The following is a 17,789-nucleotide window of genomic DNA, read 5'->3' as shown; positions in this document are numbered from 1 at the left end:
TGCGTAAAAGCGGGGTCAGGGCAGGCGGGCGGGGGCGAGTCCCGGTGGCCGTGGAGCTGTGGGCCGGCGGTGCGGCGGCCGGGAGAATGCCGTGGGAGCGATCGGAAAGCCGCTGGTCGGCGGGGGTGGCGTCCGAGATGTCGGGGATCTTCCCAGGGGTTGCCTGAGAGGTACCTGTGCGTTTCTCAGAAAAATCACAGGTTCCGGAAAGGGTGTTCTCAGGGGGCCCCGACAAGGTGTCCAGCATGACCACGACCTCGCCCCAGGGGCGCACCGAACTGCTGAGGCCGGACGGGAGCCCCGTCCGCGTGCTTGTGGTGGACGACGAGCTGTCGATCACCGAACTGCTGTCCATGGCCCTGCGCTACGAGGGCTGGCAGATCCGGAGCGCCGGGGACGGCACGGGTGCCCTCCAGACCGCCCGGGACTTCCGGCCCGACGCCGTCGTCCTCGACATGATGCTGCCCGACATGGACGGGCTGACCGTCCTCGGGCGGCTGCGGCGCGAGCTGCCCGACGTGCCGGTGCTCTTCCTGACCGCGAAGGACGCGGTCGAGGACCGTATCGCCGGGCTCACCGCCGGCGGGGACGACTACGTCACCAAGCCGTTCAGCCTCGAAGAGGTGGTCGCCCGGCTGCGCGGGCTCATCCGCCGCTCCGGCGCCGCCGACCGCCGCTCCGACTCCGTGCTCGTCGTCGGTGACCTCATGCTCGACGAGGACAGCCACGAGGTGTCGCGCGGCGGGGCGAACATCCACCTCACCGCCACCGAGTTCGAACTGCTGCGCTTCCTCATGCGCAACCCTCGGCGGGTACTCAGCAAGGCGCAGATCCTCGACCGTGTGTGGTCGTACGACTTCGGTGGTCAGGCCAACGTGGTCGAGCTGTACATCTCCTATCTGCGGCGGAAGATCGACGCCGGCCGCGAGCCGATGATCCACACCAGGCGTGGGGCCGGATATCTGATCAAGCCCGCCGCGTCATGAGCGGGCGACGGCGGACGCGGACGCAGAGGCAGCCGAGGCTGCGGCGAGGGCGAGGACGACAGCCGCGCACGCTGCGTACGCGGCTCGTCGTCTCCGCGGTGGCGTTGATCGCGGTGGTGTGTGCCGTTATCGGGACGGTGACGACGTTCGCGCTGAGTGAGCATCTGTACGAGCAACTCGACGACTCGGTCAGCGCGGTGGTCGGGCGTGCCGCGGGCGCCGGTCCCAAGAACGCGCCGCCGAACGCCACGCAGCCCAAGCCCGACGGTGAACGGGACCCCGGCAAGAAGGAGTTCGGTACGCCGGATCTGAAGGACTTCGTCACCAAGGGCCCGCAGCAGATGATCGGCACCATCGCGGCGAAGGTGGAGAACGGCACCATCGCCGAGGGCATGGTCGGCAAGAAGTCGACCGCCGACAACGGGGTCACAGGGGCGAAGGCGTACCCGCTGGACAAGGGCCAGCTCGCCGAGCTGAACTCCGTCCCCAAGGACGCGGACGCCCACACCGTGACCATCACGGGGCTCGGTGACTACCGCGTGATGTACCGCAGCGGCGACAACGGCGCGTATTACGTCGCCCTGCCCACCACCGACGTCGACAACACCCTCAACACCCTCATCGCCGTGGAACTGAGCGTCACCGCCGCCGGGCTCATCGCCGCCGGTATCGCCGGGTCCGTGGTCGTCGGTGTCGCGCTGCGCCCGCTGCGCAAGGTCGCCTCCACCGCGACCCGGGTGTCCGAGCTGCCGTTGCACACCGGCGAGGTCACCCTCAACGAACGCGTCCCGGTGTCCGAGACCGACCCCCACACCGAGGTCGGACAGGTCGGCGCCGCGCTCAACCGCATGCTCGACCACATCCACGGCGCCCTGCACTCACGGCAGGAGAGCGAGACGCGCGTACGGCAGTTCGTCGCGGACGCCAGTCATGAGCTGCGGACTCCCCTCGCGTCGATCCGTGGGTACGCCGAGCTGACCAGGCGCGGCCGGGAGGAGATCGGGCCCGACACCCGGCACGCGCTCGGGCGGATCGAGTCCGAGTCCGGGCGGATGACCATGCTGGTCGAGGATCTGCTGCTGCTCGCGCGGCTCGACGCCGGGCGGCCGCTGCAGTTCGAGCAGACCGATCTCATCCCCCTCGTCGTGGACACCGTCAGCGACGCGCGGGTCGCCGGGCGGAGCCACAGCTGGCGGCTCGACCTGCCGGACATGCCCGCACTGGTGTCGGCCGACGCGGCGCGGTTGCAGCAGGTGCTCGTCAACCTGCTGGCCAACGCCCGTACGCACACGCCTCCCGGCACGACCGTCACCGCGCGCGTCCAGCGGCGCGGGCCGTGGATGTGCGTCGACGTCGAGGACGACGGGCAGGGCATTCCGGAGGAGCTGCTGCCGCACGTGTTCGAGCGGTTCGCGCGCGGCGACTCGTCGCGGTCCCGGGCGTCCGGGTCGACCGGGCTCGGCCTCGCCATCGTGCAGGCCGTGGCCGACGCGCACGGCGGCGCGGTGACCGTGGACAGCGTGCCCGGCAGGACCGTGTTCACGGTGCATCTGCCGGCCCTCGGGCGGGACGTCCCGCTGCTCGACGACGCGGCGAACTGGCAGCTCGACGACGCGCGGTACGACGGGGAGTTCGACGCGGCCGACCTCGTGGGCGACGCGACGAACCGGCAGGCGGACTCACAGGCGCACCACAGTGTGAGCACACGGGCATAACAGAGCGGCTCGCGAATGTGGTGGGCATGCGAACCGACTCTTCTCCCGGCACCCTGCCGGCGCGGGAGCACCTCCCGGCCGGAAACGCCGGTACGCCTGTCCTGGACGTAGTGATCCCCGTCTACAACGAGGAGAAGGACCTCCGGCCGTGCGTGCTCAGACTGCGCGAGCACCTCGCGCGCACCTTCCCGTACGCCTTCCGCATCACGATCGCGGACAACGCGTCCACGGACGCCACCGCGCAGGTGGCGCGGCGGCTGGAGGCGGAGTTGGCGGAGGTCCGGTCCTTCCGGCTGGAGCAGAAGGGGCGCGGGCGGGCCCTGCGGACCGTCTGGTCCGCGTCCGACGCCCCGGTCCTCGCCTACATGGACGTGGACCTGTCCACCGACCTGAACGCCCTGCTGCCTCTGGTGGCCCCGCTGATCTCCGGTCACTCGGACCTGGCGATCGGTTCCCGGCTCGCCCGCTCCTCACGGGTGGTGCGCGGCACCAAGCGCGAGTTCATCAGCCGGGTCTACAACCTGATCCTGCGCGGCTCGCTCCAGGCCCGCTTCTCGGACGCGCAGTGCGGGTTCAAGGCGATACGCCGGGACGTGGCCCAGGTGCTGCTGCCGCTGGTGGAGGACACCGGGTGGTTCTTCGACACCGAGATGCTGGTGCTGGCCGAGCGCGCCGGGCTCAGGATCCATGAGGTGCCGGTGGACTGGGTCGACGACCCGAACTCGACCGTGCACATCGTCAGGACCGCCACCGACGACCTGAAGGGTGTCTGGCGGGTGGGGAAGGCGCTGGCCACCGGGTCCCTCGCGCTGGACCGGCTCGCCCGGCCCTTCGGGGACGACCCCCGCGACCGTGAGATCCAGGACGTGCCGCGCGGTCTCGCCCGCCAGCTCCTCGGCTTCTGCGTCGTCGGCGGCCTCTCCACCCTGTTCTACCTGCTCCTCTACAGCGGCTTCCGGACCCTGTCGGGGTCGCAGGCCGCCAACGCGCTGGCCCTGCTGGTCTCGGCGGTCGCCAACACGGCGGCCAACCGGCGTCTGACCTTCGGCGTCCGCGGCCGGACCGGTGCCGTCAAGCACCAGGCGCAGGGCCTGGTGGTGTTCGGTATCGGTCTGGCCCTCACCAGCGGCTCGCTGGCCGCGCTGAACGCCGCCACCTCCGACCCCGCGCACTCCACGGAGCTGGCGGTCCTGGTGGCCGCGAACCTCGCGGCGACGGTGCTGCGGTTCCTGCTCTTCCGGGCATGGGTGTTCCCGGAGGGCGGTGACGGATCGTCCGACTCCGCCTCACCGACGTCTCCTTCGGGCTCGGCCGCCGTCGCCGCGCACCAGCCCGCCGGCCCGGCCTCGCACCGGTACGCGGCGGGAACCGGGGTACGCCCGGGGCAGCCCGGCCCCTACGCCCACCAGGACCGGTTCCACCCGTCGGCGGACCGTCCGACGGCGACCCGGAACGACCGCGCCGAGAACACGCCGTACGAGAACACGCCGTACGAGAACACGCCGTACGAGAACACCCCGTACACCACGCCCCAGTTCCGCGCCGGTGCGGCCGCGGACCGCACCTGGGGGGACCCGACCATGCCGATGCGGCCGGTGCGCCCGCACGATCAGGATTCGAGGAACGCACGATGACCACGCAGTTCGAGACGACGAGCCGGCCGGGGGACCCCGAGCCCGGCCCCGGCCCCGGCTGGGATTCGTCCGCGACGGCCCAGCAGGAACCGGTGGTGCCCGAGGCCCCCGCCGAGCCCCCGGCCCCCGGGTCCGGTGAGCCCGAGCAGCCCTTCGGCAAGCGGCTGTGGAGGGGCCGGCCGGAGGACAACCGCTGGATACGCCCCGGTTTCCTGCTCACGCTGCTGCTGATCGGCGGCCTCTACACCTGGAACCTCACGGCCTCCGGCTACGCCAACTCCTTCTACTCGGCGGCCGTGCAGGCGGGCAGCCAGTCCTGGAAGGCGTTCTTCTTCGGCTCCCTGGACTCCGGCAACGCCATCACCGTCGACAAGCCCCCGGCCTCGCTCTGGCCGATGGCGCTGTCGGTGCGGCTGTTCGGCCTCAACTCCTTCGCGATCCTGTTCCCGCAGGTCCTGATGGCCGTCGCGACCGCCGGCGTGCTGTGGGCGGCCGTACGCCGTCGCTTCGGCGCCACGGCCGGTTTCCTCACCATGGCGGTGTTCGCGCTGACGCCCGTCGCCGCGCTGATGTTCCGCTTCAACAACCCGGACGCGGCCCTCGCCCTGCTGATGGCCGCCGCGGTCTACTGCACCCAGCGCGCCATGGAGAAGGCGCGGACGAAGTGGCTGGTCTGGGCGGGCGTGGCCATCGGCCTCGCCTTCCTGGTCAAGACCTTGCAGGCCTTCCTGATCCTGCCGCCCCTGGCGATCGTGTACGCCGTCCTCGCGCCTGCTCCGCTGAAGAAGCGGGTCGGTCAAGTGCTGCTCGCCGGGCTCGCGATGGTCGTCGCCGGCGGCTGGTGGGTCGCGATCGTCGAGCTGTGGCCCGCGTCCTCCCGCCCGTACATCGGCGGCTCGCAGAACAACTCCTTCCTCGAACTGACCTTTGGCTACAACGGTCTCGGCCGCATCAACGGCGAGGAGACCGGCAGCGTCGGCGGTGGCGGGGGAGGCGGTGGCGGCAACTGGGGCGAGACCGGCTGGGACCGGATGTTCAGTTCCTCCATCGGCGGCCAGATCTCGTGGCTGATCCCGGCCGCGCTGATCCTGTTCGGCGCCGCGCTCTGGGCCACCAGGAAGCTGCGGCGCACCGACACCACCCGCGCGGCCTTCCTCCTGTGGGGCGGCGCGCTGCTGATCACCATGGTGGTCTTCAGCTTCATGCAGGGCATCTTCCACGAGTACTACACCGTGGCCCTCGCCCCCTACATCGCGCCGCTGACCGGCATGGGCGCGGCTCTGCTCTGGGAACGGCGGGCCGACCTCTGGGCGTCGCTCACGATGGCGGCGGCCATGACGGCCACCGCGGCCTGGGGCTACGTCCTGCTCAACCGCTCCTCCGACTACCTGCCCTGGCTCAAGTGGGTCGTGCTCGTCGGCGGTCTGGTCGCCGCGCTCGGCCTGGTCTTCGCGGCCAGGCTCGGCCGGCGGCTGGTGCCGGCGGTCGTGGGGCTGAGCCTCGTCACCGCGGTCGCGGGGCCGACGGCGTACACGCTCACCACGCTGGGCGAGGGCCACACCGGCTCGATCGTCACGGCCGGGCCGGCCGTGCAGGGTGGCAGGGGCGGTGGCCCCGGCGGCGGGATGGACGGCGGCCCCGGTGGCGGTGGCGGTATGCCGGGCCAGAACCAGCAGGGCAACGGCCAGACGAACCAGCAGGGCAACGGCCAGAACCAGCAGGGCGGCCAGAACGGCAACGGTCGGACGGGCAACGGTCCGACGGGCAACGGCCAGATGGGCCTGCCCCCGACCGGCGGCTTCGGCGGCGGTCAGAACAACCAGCAGCAGGGCCAGGGCAACGGCCAGACCCAGAACGGTGACGGTGGCCGCGCGGGTGGCGGCGGTGGCGGTATGGGCGGGCTGCTCAACGGTGCCTCCGTCAGCGACGAGGCCAAGGAACTGCTGGAGAAGAACGTGGGTGACTACACCTGGGCCGCCGCCGCCATCGGCGCCCAGAACGCGGCGAGTTACCAGCTCTCCACCGGCGAACCGGTCATGGCGATCGGCGGCTTCAACGGCACCGACCCGTCCCCGACCCTCGCGGAGTTCAAGAAGTACGTGGAGGACGGCAGGATCCACTACTTCATCTCGGGTGGCTCCGGCGGCGGCAGGGGCGGCGGCAGCGACGGCACCTCCGCGCAGATCAGCTCCTGGGTCCAGGAGAACTTCGAGACGGTGACGGTCGACGGCACGACGTTCTACGACCTGACCCAGGCGAAGTGACGCGAGCCGCGAGGTGAGCCGGGGCGGTGGCCCGGGGGGTGCGGATGAACCCCCCGGGCCACCGCCCCCTTTCGTACGAGATCGAACGCGGTCGTTCGAGATCCAACGTGGTCGGGCGCGCTCGAACGCGGTCGGGCGTGGTCAACGCGCGTTGTACGCCGTATGGGAACTGTTCTACGGTGTACGGCATGTCGACCCTCACCGCCTCCGCGACCCGGGGCCACCCCCAGCGCTGGCTGATCCTCGGCGTCATCTGCCTCGCCCAGCTCACCGTGCTGCTGGACAACACCGTGCTGAACGTGGCGATCCCCTCTCTCACCGAGGAGCTGGACGCGGCCACGTCGGACATCCAGTGGATGATCAACGCGTACTCCCTGGTGCAGTCGGGGCTGCTGCTCACCGCGGGCAGCGCGGCCGACCGCTACGGCCGCAAGAGGATGCTGATCACGGGACTGGTGCTGTTCGGCATCGGTTCGCTGGTGGCCGGACTCGCCCAGTCCACCGGGCAGTTGGTCGCCGCGCGGGCGGGCATGGGCGTCGGCGGCGCGCTGCTGATCACCACGACCCTCGCCGTCGCCATGCAGATCTTCGCCCCTGAGGAGCAGCCCAGGGCGATCGGCATCTGGGCGGCGGTCAACGCGCTCGGCTTCGCGGCCGGGCCCCTCCTCGGCGGTTTCGTGCTCGCCCACTTCTGGTGGGGCGCCATCTTCCTGATCAACCTGCCGGTCGCCGCGCTGGGCGTGGTCGCCGTGATCGCCCTGGTCCCGGAGTCGAAGAACCCGCAGGGGGACCGGCCGGACCTGGTGGGCGCGGTGCTGTCGACCATCGGTACGGCCGCCCTCGTCTACGCGATCATCTCGGGCCCGGAGCACGGCTGGACGTCGGGCCTCGTGCTCGCCACGGCCGTCGTCGCCGTGCTCGTGCTCACGGCGTTCGCGTACTGGGAGAGCCGCGTCCCCTCCCCCATGCTCGACCTGAGCTTCTTCCGCGACCGGCGCTTCACGGGCGCGGTCGCCGGCGCCGTCCTGATCACCTTCGGCATGGGCGGCGCGCTCTTCCTCCTCACCCAGCATCTGCAGTTCGTGCTCGGCTACGACGCGTGGGAGGCGGGACTGCGGACCGCGCCCCTCGCCCTGGTCGTCGTCGTGCTCAACTTCTCCGGGCTGTCGGCGAAGTGGACGGCGAGGCTCGGGACGCCGGTGTCGATCGCGCTCGGCATGGTGCTGATGTCCGGCGGCCTGGTCTCCATAGCGACGATGGCCTCCGGTGGTTACGCCGGAACACTGCTCGGGCTGGTGCTGATCGGGGTGGGCTGTGCCGTCGCCAACCCCGCGATGGCACACGCGATCATGAGCGCGATCCCGCCGGCCAGGGCGGGGGTGGGGGCCGGGATCAACGGCACGCTCGCGGAGTTCGGGACGGGTCTGGGGGTGGCGGTGCTGGGGGCGGTGCTCAACTCCCGGTTCGCGGCGCTGATCCCGGTGTCGGCGGTGTCGTTGCCGGCCGCGCTGGGGGCGGCGGACACGGCCGCGGAGCGGGACCGGGTGCTGTCCGCGTACTCCTCCGGGCTGGAGACGAGTCTGCTGGTGGGGGCGGTGGCCGTGCTGCTCGGCGGGCTGGTGGCGGCGGGGTTGCTGCGCAGGGCGGAGAAGGAGGACGCGGAGTTGGTGGGCGCCACATAGCCCGGGGGTTCCGTCCTCGGCGGCTGCGGGTCCTTCGTGGTTGTTCGCGCAGTTCCCCGCGCCCCTTCGGGCGCGCTGCCCGCCTAGCATCGTCACCAGTGGAGGAACGTCTCGGAAGGTGCGTCATGGTGAAGGGAGCCGGTCGGTCCGAAGGGTCCGCGCGGGCCAGTGTCTGGCTGGAGGGGAAGGCGAAGGCGCGGGCGGGGCGGGGCGGACAGCCGTCGGGGCTGGACCGCGAGCGGATCATCGCGGCGGCCGTACGGCTGCTGGACGCGGAGGGGCTGGCCAAGTTCTCGATGCGCCGGCTGGCCGCCGAGCTGAACGTGACGGCGATGTCGGTCTACTGGTACGTGGACACCAAGGACGACCTGCTGGAACTGGTGCTGGACCAGGCGTTCGGCGAGATGCGCCTGCCTCCGGAGGACGCGGGCGAGGACTGGCGGGGCCAACTGCGCACGCTGGCCGGGGAGTACCGGACGGTTCTGGTCCGCCACCCCTGGGTGTCGCCCCTCGCCGGCACCTTCCTCAACATCGGCCCGCGCTCGCTCGACTTCTCGCTCGCCGTGCAGCGCGTGGTCCACCGCACCGGACTGCCCCCGCGCGGCCAGGCCGGCGCCATCGCGGCGGTCTTCCAGTTCGTCTACGGCTTCGGCACCATCGAGGGCCACTTCGTGCAGCGCTGCGCCGCCGCCGGGGTGACCCAGGAGGAGTACTTCCGCCAGGCCATGAGCGCGGTCTCCGGCTCCCTCTCGCCCCACGAGGTCATCCGGCACTCCGCGGACCTCATGGAGGCCCGCGGCGGCGACACCGTGGAGGAGATGCGCGAACGGGACTTCGCCTACGCCCTGGAGACCCTGGTCGCCGGCATCGAGGTGATGGCCGAGCGGGGCTGACCGCTCCCCGGACGTCCGGTCTCCCCGGACTTCCCGGCCACCGGCTAGGACTCCCCGCCCACCAGCCGCGCGGGGAACCCTCCGGTGGCCACCGGCCCCCACCGCACCGGCGTGACCCGGATGATCGACTTGCCCTGCTTGACCATCGCCTCCCGGTACTCGTCCCAGTCCGGGTGCTCGCCCGAGATGTTCCGGAAGTACTCCACCAGGGGCTCGACCGAGTCCGGTGAGTCGAGAACCTCCGCCGTGCCGTCGATCTGGACCCAGGGGCCGTCCCAGTCGTCGCTCAGCACGACGACGCTCACGCGCTCGTCCCGCCTGGCGTTGCGCGTCTTGGCGCGCTCGGGGTAGGTGGAGACGACGATCCGGCCCGAGTCGTCGACGCCGCAGGTCAGCGGGGAGGCCTGGGGGCTGCCGTCGGCCCGCCGGGTGAGCAGGAGGGCCCGGTGGCGGGGCCGTACGAAGTCGAGCAGCTCTTCGAGGGAGACCGAGGTGTTGGTCGCGATGTTCCGTGCCATGGCGCCCAGCGTAGGGCCAGGGGCGCCCATCGGCTCGGGGGGTTCCGCGGTTCGGCGGCGGGTGCGTCGTGGTGGTTCGCGCGGTTCCCCGCGCCCCTCGCGGCAGCGCTACGCGCTCCGCCCCTGCACGGCCTGCACGTCCAGTTCGACCCTCAGCGTCGTCCCGATCGCCGCGATCCCCGCCTGCACGACCTGGTTGTAGTTCATGGCGAAGTCCGCACGGTGCAGTTCGGCGGTGGCCCGGAACGCGGCGCGCGTGCCGCCCCACGGGTCCGCGCCGGTGCCCAGGTAGGCCAGGTCCAGGTCCACCGGCCGTACGACCCCGCGCATGCCCAGCTCGCCGTGGACCGTCCAGCGGTCCGGGCCGGCCGGGGTCAGGCCCGTCGAGACGTAGGTGATCTCGGGGTGCCGTTCGGCGTCCAGGAAGTCCGGCGAGCGCAGATGCCGGTCCCGGGTCGCGTTCCCGGTGTCGATCGAGGCGGCCCGGATCACCGCCTCCACCCGGGACCCGGTGCCCTCGTCCGGGGCCGGGGCGATCTCGATCGAGGCCGAGAAGTCGGTGAAGCGGCCGTGGACGCTGGAGATGCCGAGGTGCTGGGCCAGCGCGGAGACGGAGGAGTGGGCGGGGTCGACGGTCCAGGGGCCGGGCGGCGGCAGTTCCGTGCCGCCGAGCCGGGAGAGGGTGACCGTGCCGACCTCCGCCCGGCCGCTCGCGGTCACCAGCGCGCCGGCGGCGAACGGCGCGTGGCCGACCGCCGTGACGATCACCGTGTAGGCGCCGGGCGCGAGCGCCGTCGGGTCGTGCACGCCCCCTTCGGCGTCCGCCCCGGCCCGCAGCACCTGCGTACCGGTCATGTCGGTCACCGTGACGACCGCGTGCGACACGGCCCATCCGTCCCGGGTGCGGATCCTCGCGGTCAGTGCCATGGTCCGTCCAACTCCTCAGCATGCGACCGGCCGGTGGAGCGGGGGGTGGCTCCACCGGCCGGTGGTTCGACTGTCAGCCGCTCGAACTACTCGCCGGGGTGGGCGAGTTCGATGTCGTGGCCGTCGACGCCGGGTCCGGCGACGGTCAGGGCCGTGGCCACGGGCGGGTAGCCGGTCGCGATGACCGTGTACTCGCCGCCGTCCAGGTCGGTGAAGGCGTACGCCCCGTCCGCGCCGGTGGTGGCCGAGCCGACCACGTTGCCCGCCGCGTCGACGAGGGTCACGCGGGCGTCGGCCAGCACTCCGCCCGGCCCCCGGACGACGCCCTGGAGCCGGGCCCCGGTCTCCAGGTCGATCTCGATCCGGGTGACCCCGGTGCCGCCGACCTCGACGGGCAGGGCACGCGGCCGGAACCCGGCGGCGTTCACCGCGACGGTGACCGCACCGGGCACCAGCTCGCCGAAGGCGAACTCGCCCTGCTCACCGGTGAGCCCGCCGGCCAGCACGTCCCCGCGCACATCGGTCACCACGACCATGGCGTCCCGCACGGCGCGCCCGGTGCCGTCGGCCCGCACCACACCGCTCAGCCCGCTCGTGCCGCTGAGCAGGATGTCGTACGCGACCGGCTCACCGTTCACGACCACCGTGGACGCCTGGGGCTGGAACCCGTCGGCGGCCGCGATCAGGACGTACGACCCGGCGCTGGGCGCGTCCACCGCGTAGGCGCCGTCGGCCCCCGCGACCGAACGGCCGAGCTGCCGTCCGCCGAGCGAGATCAGGGTGACGGCGGCCCGCGGCACGGGCACGCCCTCGGCCCCGCGGACCTGACCGCGTACGGGAGTTCCGTTGCCGCTGTCCGACACCGGCGGGGTGACCGTTGCCGTGTCGGCGGCCGGAGCCGTGCCGGAGTCCGCGGCCACCGGGGCCGGGGCCGTGGTCTGGGCGGGCGTCGCGGACGCGTCCGGCGTGTCCGTCTCCCCGTCGGTCTCCGTGGCCGCCGCCTTCGTCTGGGCCGCCTGGGCGAGCGCCCCGGTGGTCCGCAGCGGGACCTCCTTGATGAAGAGGGAGAAGACCAGGGCGAGGACGGCGAAGGGGGCGGCGTAGAGGAAGACGTCTCCGATGCCGTGGCCGTAGGCGCTCTCGATGACCGTGCGGATCGGCGTGGGCAGGGCGTCCAGGTCGGGGATCTCGCCGTGGCCCGTGGCGGAACCGGACACGCCCAGCTTGGCGAGGCCCTCCTCGGCGTAGTGCGAGATCCGGTGGCTCAGCACCGCGCCCAGCGCCGAGACGCCGATCGCGCCGCCGAGGGAGCGGAAGAAGGTGACGACCGAGCTGGCGGCGCCGAGGTCGCTCGGGGCGACCTGGTTCTGGGTGCACAGCACCAGGTTCTGCATCATCATGCCGACGCCGAGACCGAGCAGCGCCATGAAGATCGCCACGTGCCAGTACGCGGTGTCGTACCGGAGCGAACCCAGCAGCGCGAGCCCGGAGGTCACCAGCACACCGCCGGCGAGCAGCCAGGCCTTCCAGCGGCCGGTGCGGGTGATGACCTGGCCGGAGACGGTCGAGGAGACGAACAGACCGGCGATCATCGGGATCGTCATGACGCCGGACATGGTCGGCGACTTGTCGCGGGCGAGCTGGAAGTACTGGCTGAAGAAGATGGTGCCCGCGAACATCGCGACACCGACGAAGAGGGAGGCCAGCGACGCCAGCGCGATCGTCCGGTTGCGGAACAGCCGCAACGGCATGATCGGCTCGGTCGCCTTCGACTCGACCAGCAGGAACAGCGCGAGCAGCGCGACAGTGCCGCCGACCATCGCGTACGTCTGCCACGACACCCAGTCGTACTTGTCACCGGCGAAGGTCACCCAGATCAGCAGCAGGCAGACCGCGGCGGTGATGAGGAACGCGCCGGCCCAGTCGACCTTCACCTTGCGCCTGACGACCGGCAGGTGCAGGGTCCGCTGGAGCACGACCAGGGCGATGACCGCGAAGGGCACGCCGACGTAGAAGCACCAGCGCCAGCCGAGCCAGCTGGTGTCGGTGATGACACCGCCGACCAGCGGGCCGCCGACCATGGCGGTCGCGAAGGTGGCGCCTAGGTAGCCGTTGTACCGGCCGCGTTCGCGCGGGGAGATCATCGCCGCGAGGATGATCTGGGCCAGCGAGGAGAGACCGCCCATACCGACGCCCTGGACCGCGCGGAACGTGATGAGCGTCCCGGCGTTCTGGGACAGGCCGGCGGCGGCCGACCCGAGCACGAAGATCACGAGTGCGAGCTGGATCAGCAGCTTCTTGGAGAACAGGTCGGCGAGCTTGCCCCACAGCGGGGTGGACGCGGTCATCGCGAGCAGCGACGCGGTCACGACCCACGTGTAGGCGCTCTGTCCGCCGCCCAGGTCCTTGATGATGTCCGGCAGCGCGTTCGACACGATCGTCGACGACAGGATCGCCACGAACATGCCGAGCAGCAGTCCGGTCAGCGCTTCCATGATCTGCCGGTGCGTCATCGGGGCGTGGTCGCCACCGCTGTGGGGAGCACCCTTGGCGGTGCCTCCTCCGTGCTTGGCGTGAGCCCGCACACCGGCTGGTGTGGTCGTTGCCATGGGGCTTCCTTTTCCTACGGGTCTTTGCGGGTGTACGGGTCGGGGTGGACGCCGCTGTGCGGGCGTACGGATCGTCGGGCCGGCCGCTGTGGGGCCTGGGCGTCGTCGCGTCGGCCGCTAGGCGGGTGCGCGGGTCGGGGTGGCGTCGAAGCTCTCGCGGAGCCGGCCCAGGAGCCGGGCGAGCTGGGCGACCTCGTCGTCGGACCAGTCGCTGAGCCGGTCGGCCATCAGCCGGCCGCTGCGGCGGTCCAGCTCCGCGACCACGGCCCGGCCCTCGGGGGTCAGGCGCAGGATGCGTGAGCGTTTGTCCGCCGGGTCGGGGAGGCGTTCGATCCAGCCCCGCCCGGCGACGTGGGCGACATGACGGCTGGTCACCGACATGTCCACCGCGAGCAGCTCGGCGAGCCTGCTCATCCGCATCTCGCCGTGCCGGCCGAGCAGGGTCAGGACTCCCGCCGAGCCGCCGGGGCACTCGTGCGGCAGCATCCTGGTGAGCTCCCGCTTCACGGCCCCGACGGCACTGAGCTGACGGACCAGCTCCTCGTAGTGCGCCTGCCCGGCCATGGAGTGCCTCCCGATGTTGTTGCTTAGGGCAACCATAGAATGGATGGTTGCTGCAGGCAAATGAAATCGGGTGGGCGCGGCCCAAGTCTTGGCAAAGGAGAACGGTGCGGGGTCGTGGGCGGGCGACCCCGCTTGGGTGCGTCGTGCGCGATTCGCTAAGGTCTCGGGCCATGGCCGACAACCAGAACCCCCAGGGCAACTACGACCCCGCGGGGAGCACGCAGATGTTCCGCGCCTTCGTCGACGAGACGCCTTCGGGGGGCCGGCAGGCCGCCTCGGGTGCGGCGGGCGGTTCCGGGCCGCGGGTCGGTGTGATCGTCGGTGTTCTCGCGGCGGTGGCTGTGGTGGCCGCGGTGGTGTGGCTGGCGCTGGCGTAGGTCCCTGTGGGGTGGGCGCCTGTGCGTCTGCCGGGGGCCGTGGTCGTGATCGTGATCGTGCGGGTGCGGGTGCGTCGTGGTTGCTCGCGCAGTTCCCCGCGCCCCTGAAAAGCAGGGGCTGCGCCCCGTGCTTTTCGGGCCGAAGGGGCCTGGGCTTTCAGGGGCGCCGGGAACTGCGCGAGAAGCCCCACCGGGCCCGCGCCTGAACCACGCACTCGGGGTCGCCCACGTTGCGACGCAAGGCGGGGGACCGGGAGAGCGCCGAGGACCTCTACCTGCAGACCGAGGCCCTTGAAGGCATCGACGCCCGGTGGAGCCTACCCCCGCACACGACCACCGCCGGGGGTGCCGTCAAGCCGCCCCCACCGGGCCCGCGCCCGAATCATGGGCCCGTGTCGCCCACGTACTCCCGCGCGCGACTACCGCCGGGGTGGCGTCAAGCCGCCCCGGCGGGTCACGTGTCACCGCGTGGGCGGTGCCGCCTCAGTCGGAGATCAGGCCCTCGCGGAGCTGGGCCAGGGTCCGGGTGAGGAGGCGGGAGACGTGCATCTGGGAGATGCCGACCTCTTCGCCGATCTGGGACTGCGTCATGTTCGCGAAGAACCGGAGCATGATGATCCGGCGCTCACGGGGCGGCAGCTTGGCCAGCAGCGGCTTGAGGGACTCGCGGTACTCCACGCCCTCCAGTGCCGTGTCCTCGTAGCCGAGACGGTCCGCGAGGGAGCCCTCGCCGCCGTCGTCCTCGGGGGCCGGCGAGTCCAGTGACGACGCGGTGTAGGCGTTGCCGACCGCGAGGCCGTCGACGACGTCCTCCTCCGACACGCCCAGGACGGCGGCGAGTTCGGTGACGGTCGGGGAGCGGTCGAGCTTCTGCGACAGCTCGTCGCTGGCCTTGGTGAGCGCCAGACGCAGCTCCTGCAGCCGGCGCGGAACCCGGACCGACCACGAGGTGTCGCGGAAGAACCGCTTGATCTCGCCCACGACCGTCGGCATCGCGAACGTCGGGAACTCCACGCCCCGTTCGCAGTCGAAGCGGTCGATCGCCTTGATCAGGCCGATCGTGCCGACCTGGACGATGTCCTCCATCGGCTCGTTGCGCGACCGGAAACGGGCGGCGGCGTAACGCACCAGCGGGAGGTTGAGCTCGATGAGGGTGTCCCGGACGTAGGCACGCTCGGGGCTGTTCTCGTCCAGTGCGGCCAGCCGCAGGAACAGGGAGCGGGACAGGGTGCGGGTGTCGATGTTCGCCGAGGCCGACACGGCCGGAAGGTCAGTCACCGGCGGAGCCTGGGGACCGGGAAGGTCCTCAAGCGCCTGAAGGTCCTGAGGGGCCTGGATAGCGTCGGGCGCGGTCGCGCTCTTCTCGAGCGTGAGCACCTTCGAGCTGCCCTGGTCTGCGGACATGCCACCCCCTTTGGGTCGCGGACGGTCGCGGCGGACGCTCCGTCGTAAGGAACGCAGCCTCCACCTGAATACCGGCGGCGAGGCCACGGCAAACGCGCTGGGGAGAGAATGTCACACGTCGGCAACGCGATGTAGTGACATGTCGACATGGAGAGGGTGGATAGGCCCTGGAAAAAGGCAGTCTGATGGGATTTCAGCGCAGTTCTGCCGGAAAGACCGTCAAAAAGCGATTCGCTCTCGACGGTGACACTTCGACAGCGCATTCGGACAGGCCCATGGCCTGCGCACGCGCACCGCTGGCCGATTCTGTGCGCCCCGCCTGCCATCGTGCGCCCCGCGTGCCCCATGGTCCATCCGGGAAGGCGCGGGGGGTGTGTGGTTACCGAAGGTCACCCGGAAACCGGCCGATGAGCAGGAGGCCTCCGGCACCCTCGCTGAGCGCTACGCCTCGATCCGGTTGGCCGAGCGCAGCCGCGCGAAGCTGCGGGCCAGCAGCCGGGACACGTGCATCTGGGAGACCCCCAGCTCGGCGCTGATCTGTGACTGCGTGAGGTTGCTGTAGTAGCGCAGCAGCAGGATCCGCTGCTCGCGCTCGGGCAGCTGGACGAGGAGGTGCCGTACGAGGTCGCGGTGTTCGACGCCGTCCAGCTCCGGGTCCTCGTAGCCGAGCCGGTCGAGCAGCCCCGGCATTCCGTCACCCTCCTGGGCGGCCTCCAGCGAGGTCGCGTGGTACGACCGGCCCGCCTCGATGCAGGACAGGACCTCCTCCTCGGTGATGCGCAGCCGTTCGGCGATCTCGGCGGTGGAGGGGGTGCGCCCGAAGGCGGTGGTGAGGTCCTCGGTCGCGCTGTTCACCTGGACCCACAGCTCGTGCAGCCGGCGCGGGACGTGGACCGTGCGCACGTTGTCGCGGAAGTACCGCTTGATCTCGCCGATGACGGTCGGCATCGCGAAGGTCGGGAACTGCACGCCCCGGTCCGGGTCGAACCGGTCGATGGCGTTGATCAGCCCGATGGTCCCGACCTGGATGACGTCCTCCATGGGCTCGTTGCGGGAGCGGAAACGGGCGGCCGCGTAGCGCACGAGCGGGAGGTTCGCCTCGATGAGCGCCCCGCGCACGCGGTTGTGCTCCGGAGTGCCCGGCGCCAGATGCTTCAGCTCACCGAACAGCACCTGGGTGAGGGCCCGGGTGTCGGCGCCGCGACGTTTCTCCGGGGCGGGTGCGGTGGCCTGGGCGGCGACCTGGGCCGACGCGGGCTCGGGAGCCGGGACTTCTTCCTGGGGAGGCGCAGTACTGGCCGACACGGTCAACGCCACCTCTTCATCCATCAACTCAACCGTCAAAAGCGGTCATAGCATCACAAGACATGTGCACTGTGATCAAGCACCGCATATACCCGTGTTGAACATGAGTGGAGAGCATGAGGGGCAATCGGGTGCAAAAAACCCCGCACTGTTCGAGTGCGGGGCGGAGTGGGAGGGGCGGGTGGTGCGGAACGAGCGGCGCGTGCGCGGGGACGAACGGCCCTACGGCTCAGAACTCGTAGTCGGCGACGACCCACGTGGCGAACTCGCGCCACAGCGCCACGCCCGCCTGGTGGTCCGGGTGCTCGGCGTAGGCGCGCAGGCCGTCCAGGTCGTCGAACGCGGAGTTGATCGCGAAGTCGTAGGCGATGGGGCGGTCGCTGAGGTTCCAGCCCAGTTCCCAGGAGCGGATCTCCGCGATCGTGCCGTCCAGTGCGCGGAAGGCGCCCTCACCCCGCACGACCCGCGGGTCGTCGCGCTCGACGCCCTCGTTGAGCTTGAAGAGGACCAGGTGGCGGATCATGGGTGCTCCGGAAGGGTCGTACGGGGTACGGGGTACGGGGCGGGGGCTACTCGGCCCCGTCGGCGATCCAGGTGAAGAAGTCGCCGACGGACTGGGCGGCGTTGGAGACGCCCTCGAACCCTATCTGGACGTAGTCGGCGGCCTTGGCCGGGTCCGTGATGATCACGTAGAGCACGAAGACCACGAGCACATACAGCGCGATCTTCTTCCCCTGCACCGCCACCGCGGCCTCCCCCGCCTCTTGTGCCCCATGGGCCCTGTCGGTCCCTCTTTGTCGGCGGCGAGTGTAACCCGATCATGCGTTCGCAGGAGAGACGCCGGACCTCGGGCTTCGAGGGGCCTGTTCGCGCTGCCGGCGGTACGACACCGCGCTCCGGCATCCACGGAT

15 protein-coding genes are annotated in these 17,789 nt (G+C 71.3%); 7 read left to right on the top strand and 8 right to left on the bottom strand.

Annotated features, from left to right (window positions below):
- The first annotated feature begins 245 nt into the window (after window positions 1-245).
- The 6 genes from H4687_RS22685 (at window position 246) to H4687_RS22660 (ending at window position 9,174) form a co-directional block, all read left to right on the top strand.
- On the top strand, window positions 246-986 hold the full coding sequence (locus H4687_RS22685) for a response regulator transcription factor (protein WP_046912936.1): 741 nt from the start codon (window positions 246-248) through the stop codon (window positions 984-986).
- Entirely contained in the window at window positions 983-2,701 is a 1,719-nt protein-coding gene (locus H4687_RS22680; RefSeq protein ID WP_046912935.1) for a sensor histidine kinase, read from the top strand. The genes H4687_RS22685 and H4687_RS22680 overlap by 4 nt, the downstream gene beginning before the upstream one ends.
- A gap of 26 nt (window positions 2,702-2,727) precedes the next feature.
- Window positions 2,728-4,335 carry a bifunctional glycosyltransferase family 2/GtrA family protein gene (locus H4687_RS22675; RefSeq protein WP_046912934.1) on the top strand — a complete coding sequence of 536 codons (1,608 nt, stop codon included), beginning with the start codon at window positions 2,728-2,730 and terminating at the stop codon, window positions 4,333-4,335.
- A complete protein-coding gene (locus H4687_RS22670) occupies window positions 4,332-6,599 on the top strand; it encodes an ArnT family glycosyltransferase (protein ID WP_046912933.1) in 2,268 nt (755 codons plus the stop codon). The genes H4687_RS22675 and H4687_RS22670 overlap by 4 nt, the downstream gene beginning before the upstream one ends.
- Before the next feature lie 188 nt (window positions 6,600-6,787).
- A complete protein-coding gene (locus H4687_RS22665; protein WP_050398393.1) occupies window positions 6,788-8,281 on the top strand; it encodes an MFS transporter in 1,494 nt (497 codons plus the stop codon).
- Between the two features lie 125 nt (window positions 8,282-8,406).
- Window positions 8,407-9,174 (top strand): TetR/AcrR family transcriptional regulator, encoded by a 768-nt coding sequence (locus H4687_RS22660; RefSeq protein WP_046913464.1) that lies wholly within the window; start codon window positions 8,407-8,409, stop codon window positions 9,172-9,174.
- Between the two features lie 44 nt (window positions 9,175-9,218).
- On the opposite strand, the gene H4687_RS22655 is transcribed toward H4687_RS22660, so the two are convergent.
- From H4687_RS22655 to H4687_RS22640, 4 genes are all read right to left on the bottom strand, one after another.
- Window positions 9,219-9,692 carry a PPOX class F420-dependent oxidoreductase gene (locus tag H4687_RS22655; RefSeq protein ID WP_046913465.1) on the bottom strand — a complete coding sequence of 158 codons (474 nt, stop codon included), beginning with the start codon at window positions 9,690-9,692 and terminating at the stop codon, window positions 9,219-9,221.
- 108 nt (window positions 9,693-9,800) lie between these two features.
- Window positions 9,801-10,619: a YceI family protein gene (locus H4687_RS22650; protein WP_046913466.1), complete on the bottom strand. Its 819-nt coding sequence runs from the start codon at window positions 10,617-10,619 to the stop codon at window positions 9,801-9,803.
- Between the two features lie 86 nt (window positions 10,620-10,705).
- Window positions 10,706-13,228, bottom strand: a complete 2,523-nt coding sequence (locus H4687_RS22645) for an MFS transporter (RefSeq protein WP_107082305.1) — start codon at window positions 13,226-13,228, stop codon at window positions 10,706-10,708.
- A gap of 117 nt (window positions 13,229-13,345) precedes the next feature.
- Window positions 13,346-13,792, bottom strand: coding sequence for a MarR family winged helix-turn-helix transcriptional regulator (locus tag H4687_RS22640; RefSeq protein ID WP_046913467.1), 447 nt, complete (start codon window positions 13,790-13,792; stop codon window positions 13,346-13,348).
- A 170-nt stretch (window positions 13,793-13,962) separates the two neighbouring features.
- Here H4687_RS22640 and H4687_RS22635 point away from each other — a divergent pair, with 170 nt between their 5' ends.
- Window positions 13,963-14,169 carry a hypothetical protein gene (locus H4687_RS22635; protein WP_005482776.1) on the top strand — a complete coding sequence of 69 codons (207 nt, stop codon included), beginning with the start codon at window positions 13,963-13,965 and terminating at the stop codon, window positions 14,167-14,169.
- A 483-nt stretch (window positions 14,170-14,652) separates the two neighbouring features.
- On the opposite strand, the gene H4687_RS22630 is transcribed toward H4687_RS22635, so the two are convergent.
- The 4 genes from H4687_RS22630 to H4687_RS22615 all read right to left on the bottom strand — a co-directional run bounded on the left by H4687_RS22630 (window position 14,653) and on the right by H4687_RS22615 (window position 17,624).
- Complete coding sequence (locus H4687_RS22630) at window positions 14,653-15,573, bottom strand: RNA polymerase sigma factor SigF (protein WP_005482774.1); 921 nt, start codon at window positions 15,571-15,573, stop codon at window positions 14,653-14,655.
- 441 nt (window positions 15,574-16,014) lie between these two features.
- A complete protein-coding gene (locus tag H4687_RS22625; protein WP_050398392.1) occupies window positions 16,015-16,902 on the bottom strand; it encodes an RNA polymerase sigma factor SigF in 888 nt (295 codons plus the stop codon).
- A gap of 205 nt (window positions 16,903-17,107) precedes the next feature.
- Entirely contained in the window at window positions 17,108-17,401 is a 294-nt protein-coding gene (locus H4687_RS22620) for a Dabb family protein (RefSeq protein WP_050398391.1), read from the bottom strand.
- A gap of 46 nt (window positions 17,402-17,447) precedes the next feature.
- A complete protein-coding gene (locus H4687_RS22615; protein ID WP_046919222.1) occupies window positions 17,448-17,624 on the bottom strand; it encodes a hypothetical protein in 177 nt (58 codons plus the stop codon).
- Window positions 17,625-17,789: the final 165 nt, after the last annotated feature.

This window comes from Streptomyces stelliscabiei, from assembly GCF_014873495.1.
Classification (GTDB): domain Bacteria; phylum Actinomycetota; class Actinomycetes; order Streptomycetales; family Streptomycetaceae; genus Streptomyces; species Streptomyces bottropensis.
This window is presented reverse-complemented; position numbering and strand designations above follow the sequence as displayed.

What these genes read in the sequence shown, in the direction of transcription:
- H4687_RS22640 (WP_046913467.1), bottom strand. Translation starts at nt 13,792, where the DNA reads ATGGCCGGGCAGGCGCACTACGAGGAGCTGGTCCGTCAGCTCAGTGCC.
- H4687_RS22645 (WP_107082305.1), bottom strand. Translation starts at nt 13,228, where the DNA reads ATGGCAACGACCACACCAGCCGGTGTGCGGGCTCACGCCAAGCACGGA.
- H4687_RS22680 (WP_046912935.1), top strand. Translation starts at nt 983, where the DNA reads ATGAGCGGGCGACGGCGGACGCGGACGCAGAGGCAGCCGAGGCTGCGG.
- H4687_RS22670 (WP_046912933.1), top strand. Translation starts at nt 4,332, where the DNA reads ATGACCACGCAGTTCGAGACGACGAGCCGGCCGGGGGACCCCGAGCCC.
- H4687_RS22665 (WP_050398393.1), top strand. Translation starts at nt 6,788, where the DNA reads ATGTCGACCCTCACCGCCTCCGCGACCCGGGGCCACCCCCAGCGCTGG.
- H4687_RS22650 (WP_046913466.1), bottom strand. Translation starts at nt 10,619, where the DNA reads ATGGCACTGACCGCGAGGATCCGCACCCGGGACGGATGGGCCGTGTCG.
- H4687_RS22620 (WP_050398391.1), bottom strand. Translation starts at nt 17,401, where the DNA reads ATGATCCGCCACCTGGTCCTCTTCAAGCTCAACGAGGGCGTCGAGCGC.
- H4687_RS22655 (WP_046913465.1), bottom strand. Translation starts at nt 9,692, where the DNA reads ATGGCACGGAACATCGCGACCAACACCTCGGTCTCCCTCGAAGAGCTG.
- H4687_RS22635 (WP_005482776.1), top strand. Translation starts at nt 13,963, where the DNA reads ATGGCCGACAACCAGAACCCCCAGGGCAACTACGACCCCGCGGGGAGC.
- H4687_RS22675 (WP_046912934.1), top strand. Translation starts at nt 2,728, where the DNA reads ATGCGAACCGACTCTTCTCCCGGCACCCTGCCGGCGCGGGAGCACCTC.
- H4687_RS22630 (WP_005482774.1), bottom strand. Translation starts at nt 15,573, where the DNA reads ATGTCCGCAGACCAGGGCAGCTCGAAGGTGCTCACGCTCGAGAAGAGC.
- H4687_RS22625 (WP_050398392.1), bottom strand. Translation starts at nt 16,902, where the DNA reads ATGGATGAAGAGGTGGCGTTGACCGTGTCGGCCAGTACTGCGCCTCCC.
- H4687_RS22660 (WP_046913464.1), top strand. Translation starts at nt 8,407, where the DNA reads ATGGTGAAGGGAGCCGGTCGGTCCGAAGGGTCCGCGCGGGCCAGTGTC.
- H4687_RS22685 (WP_046912936.1), top strand. Translation starts at nt 246, where the DNA reads ATGACCACGACCTCGCCCCAGGGGCGCACCGAACTGCTGAGGCCGGAC.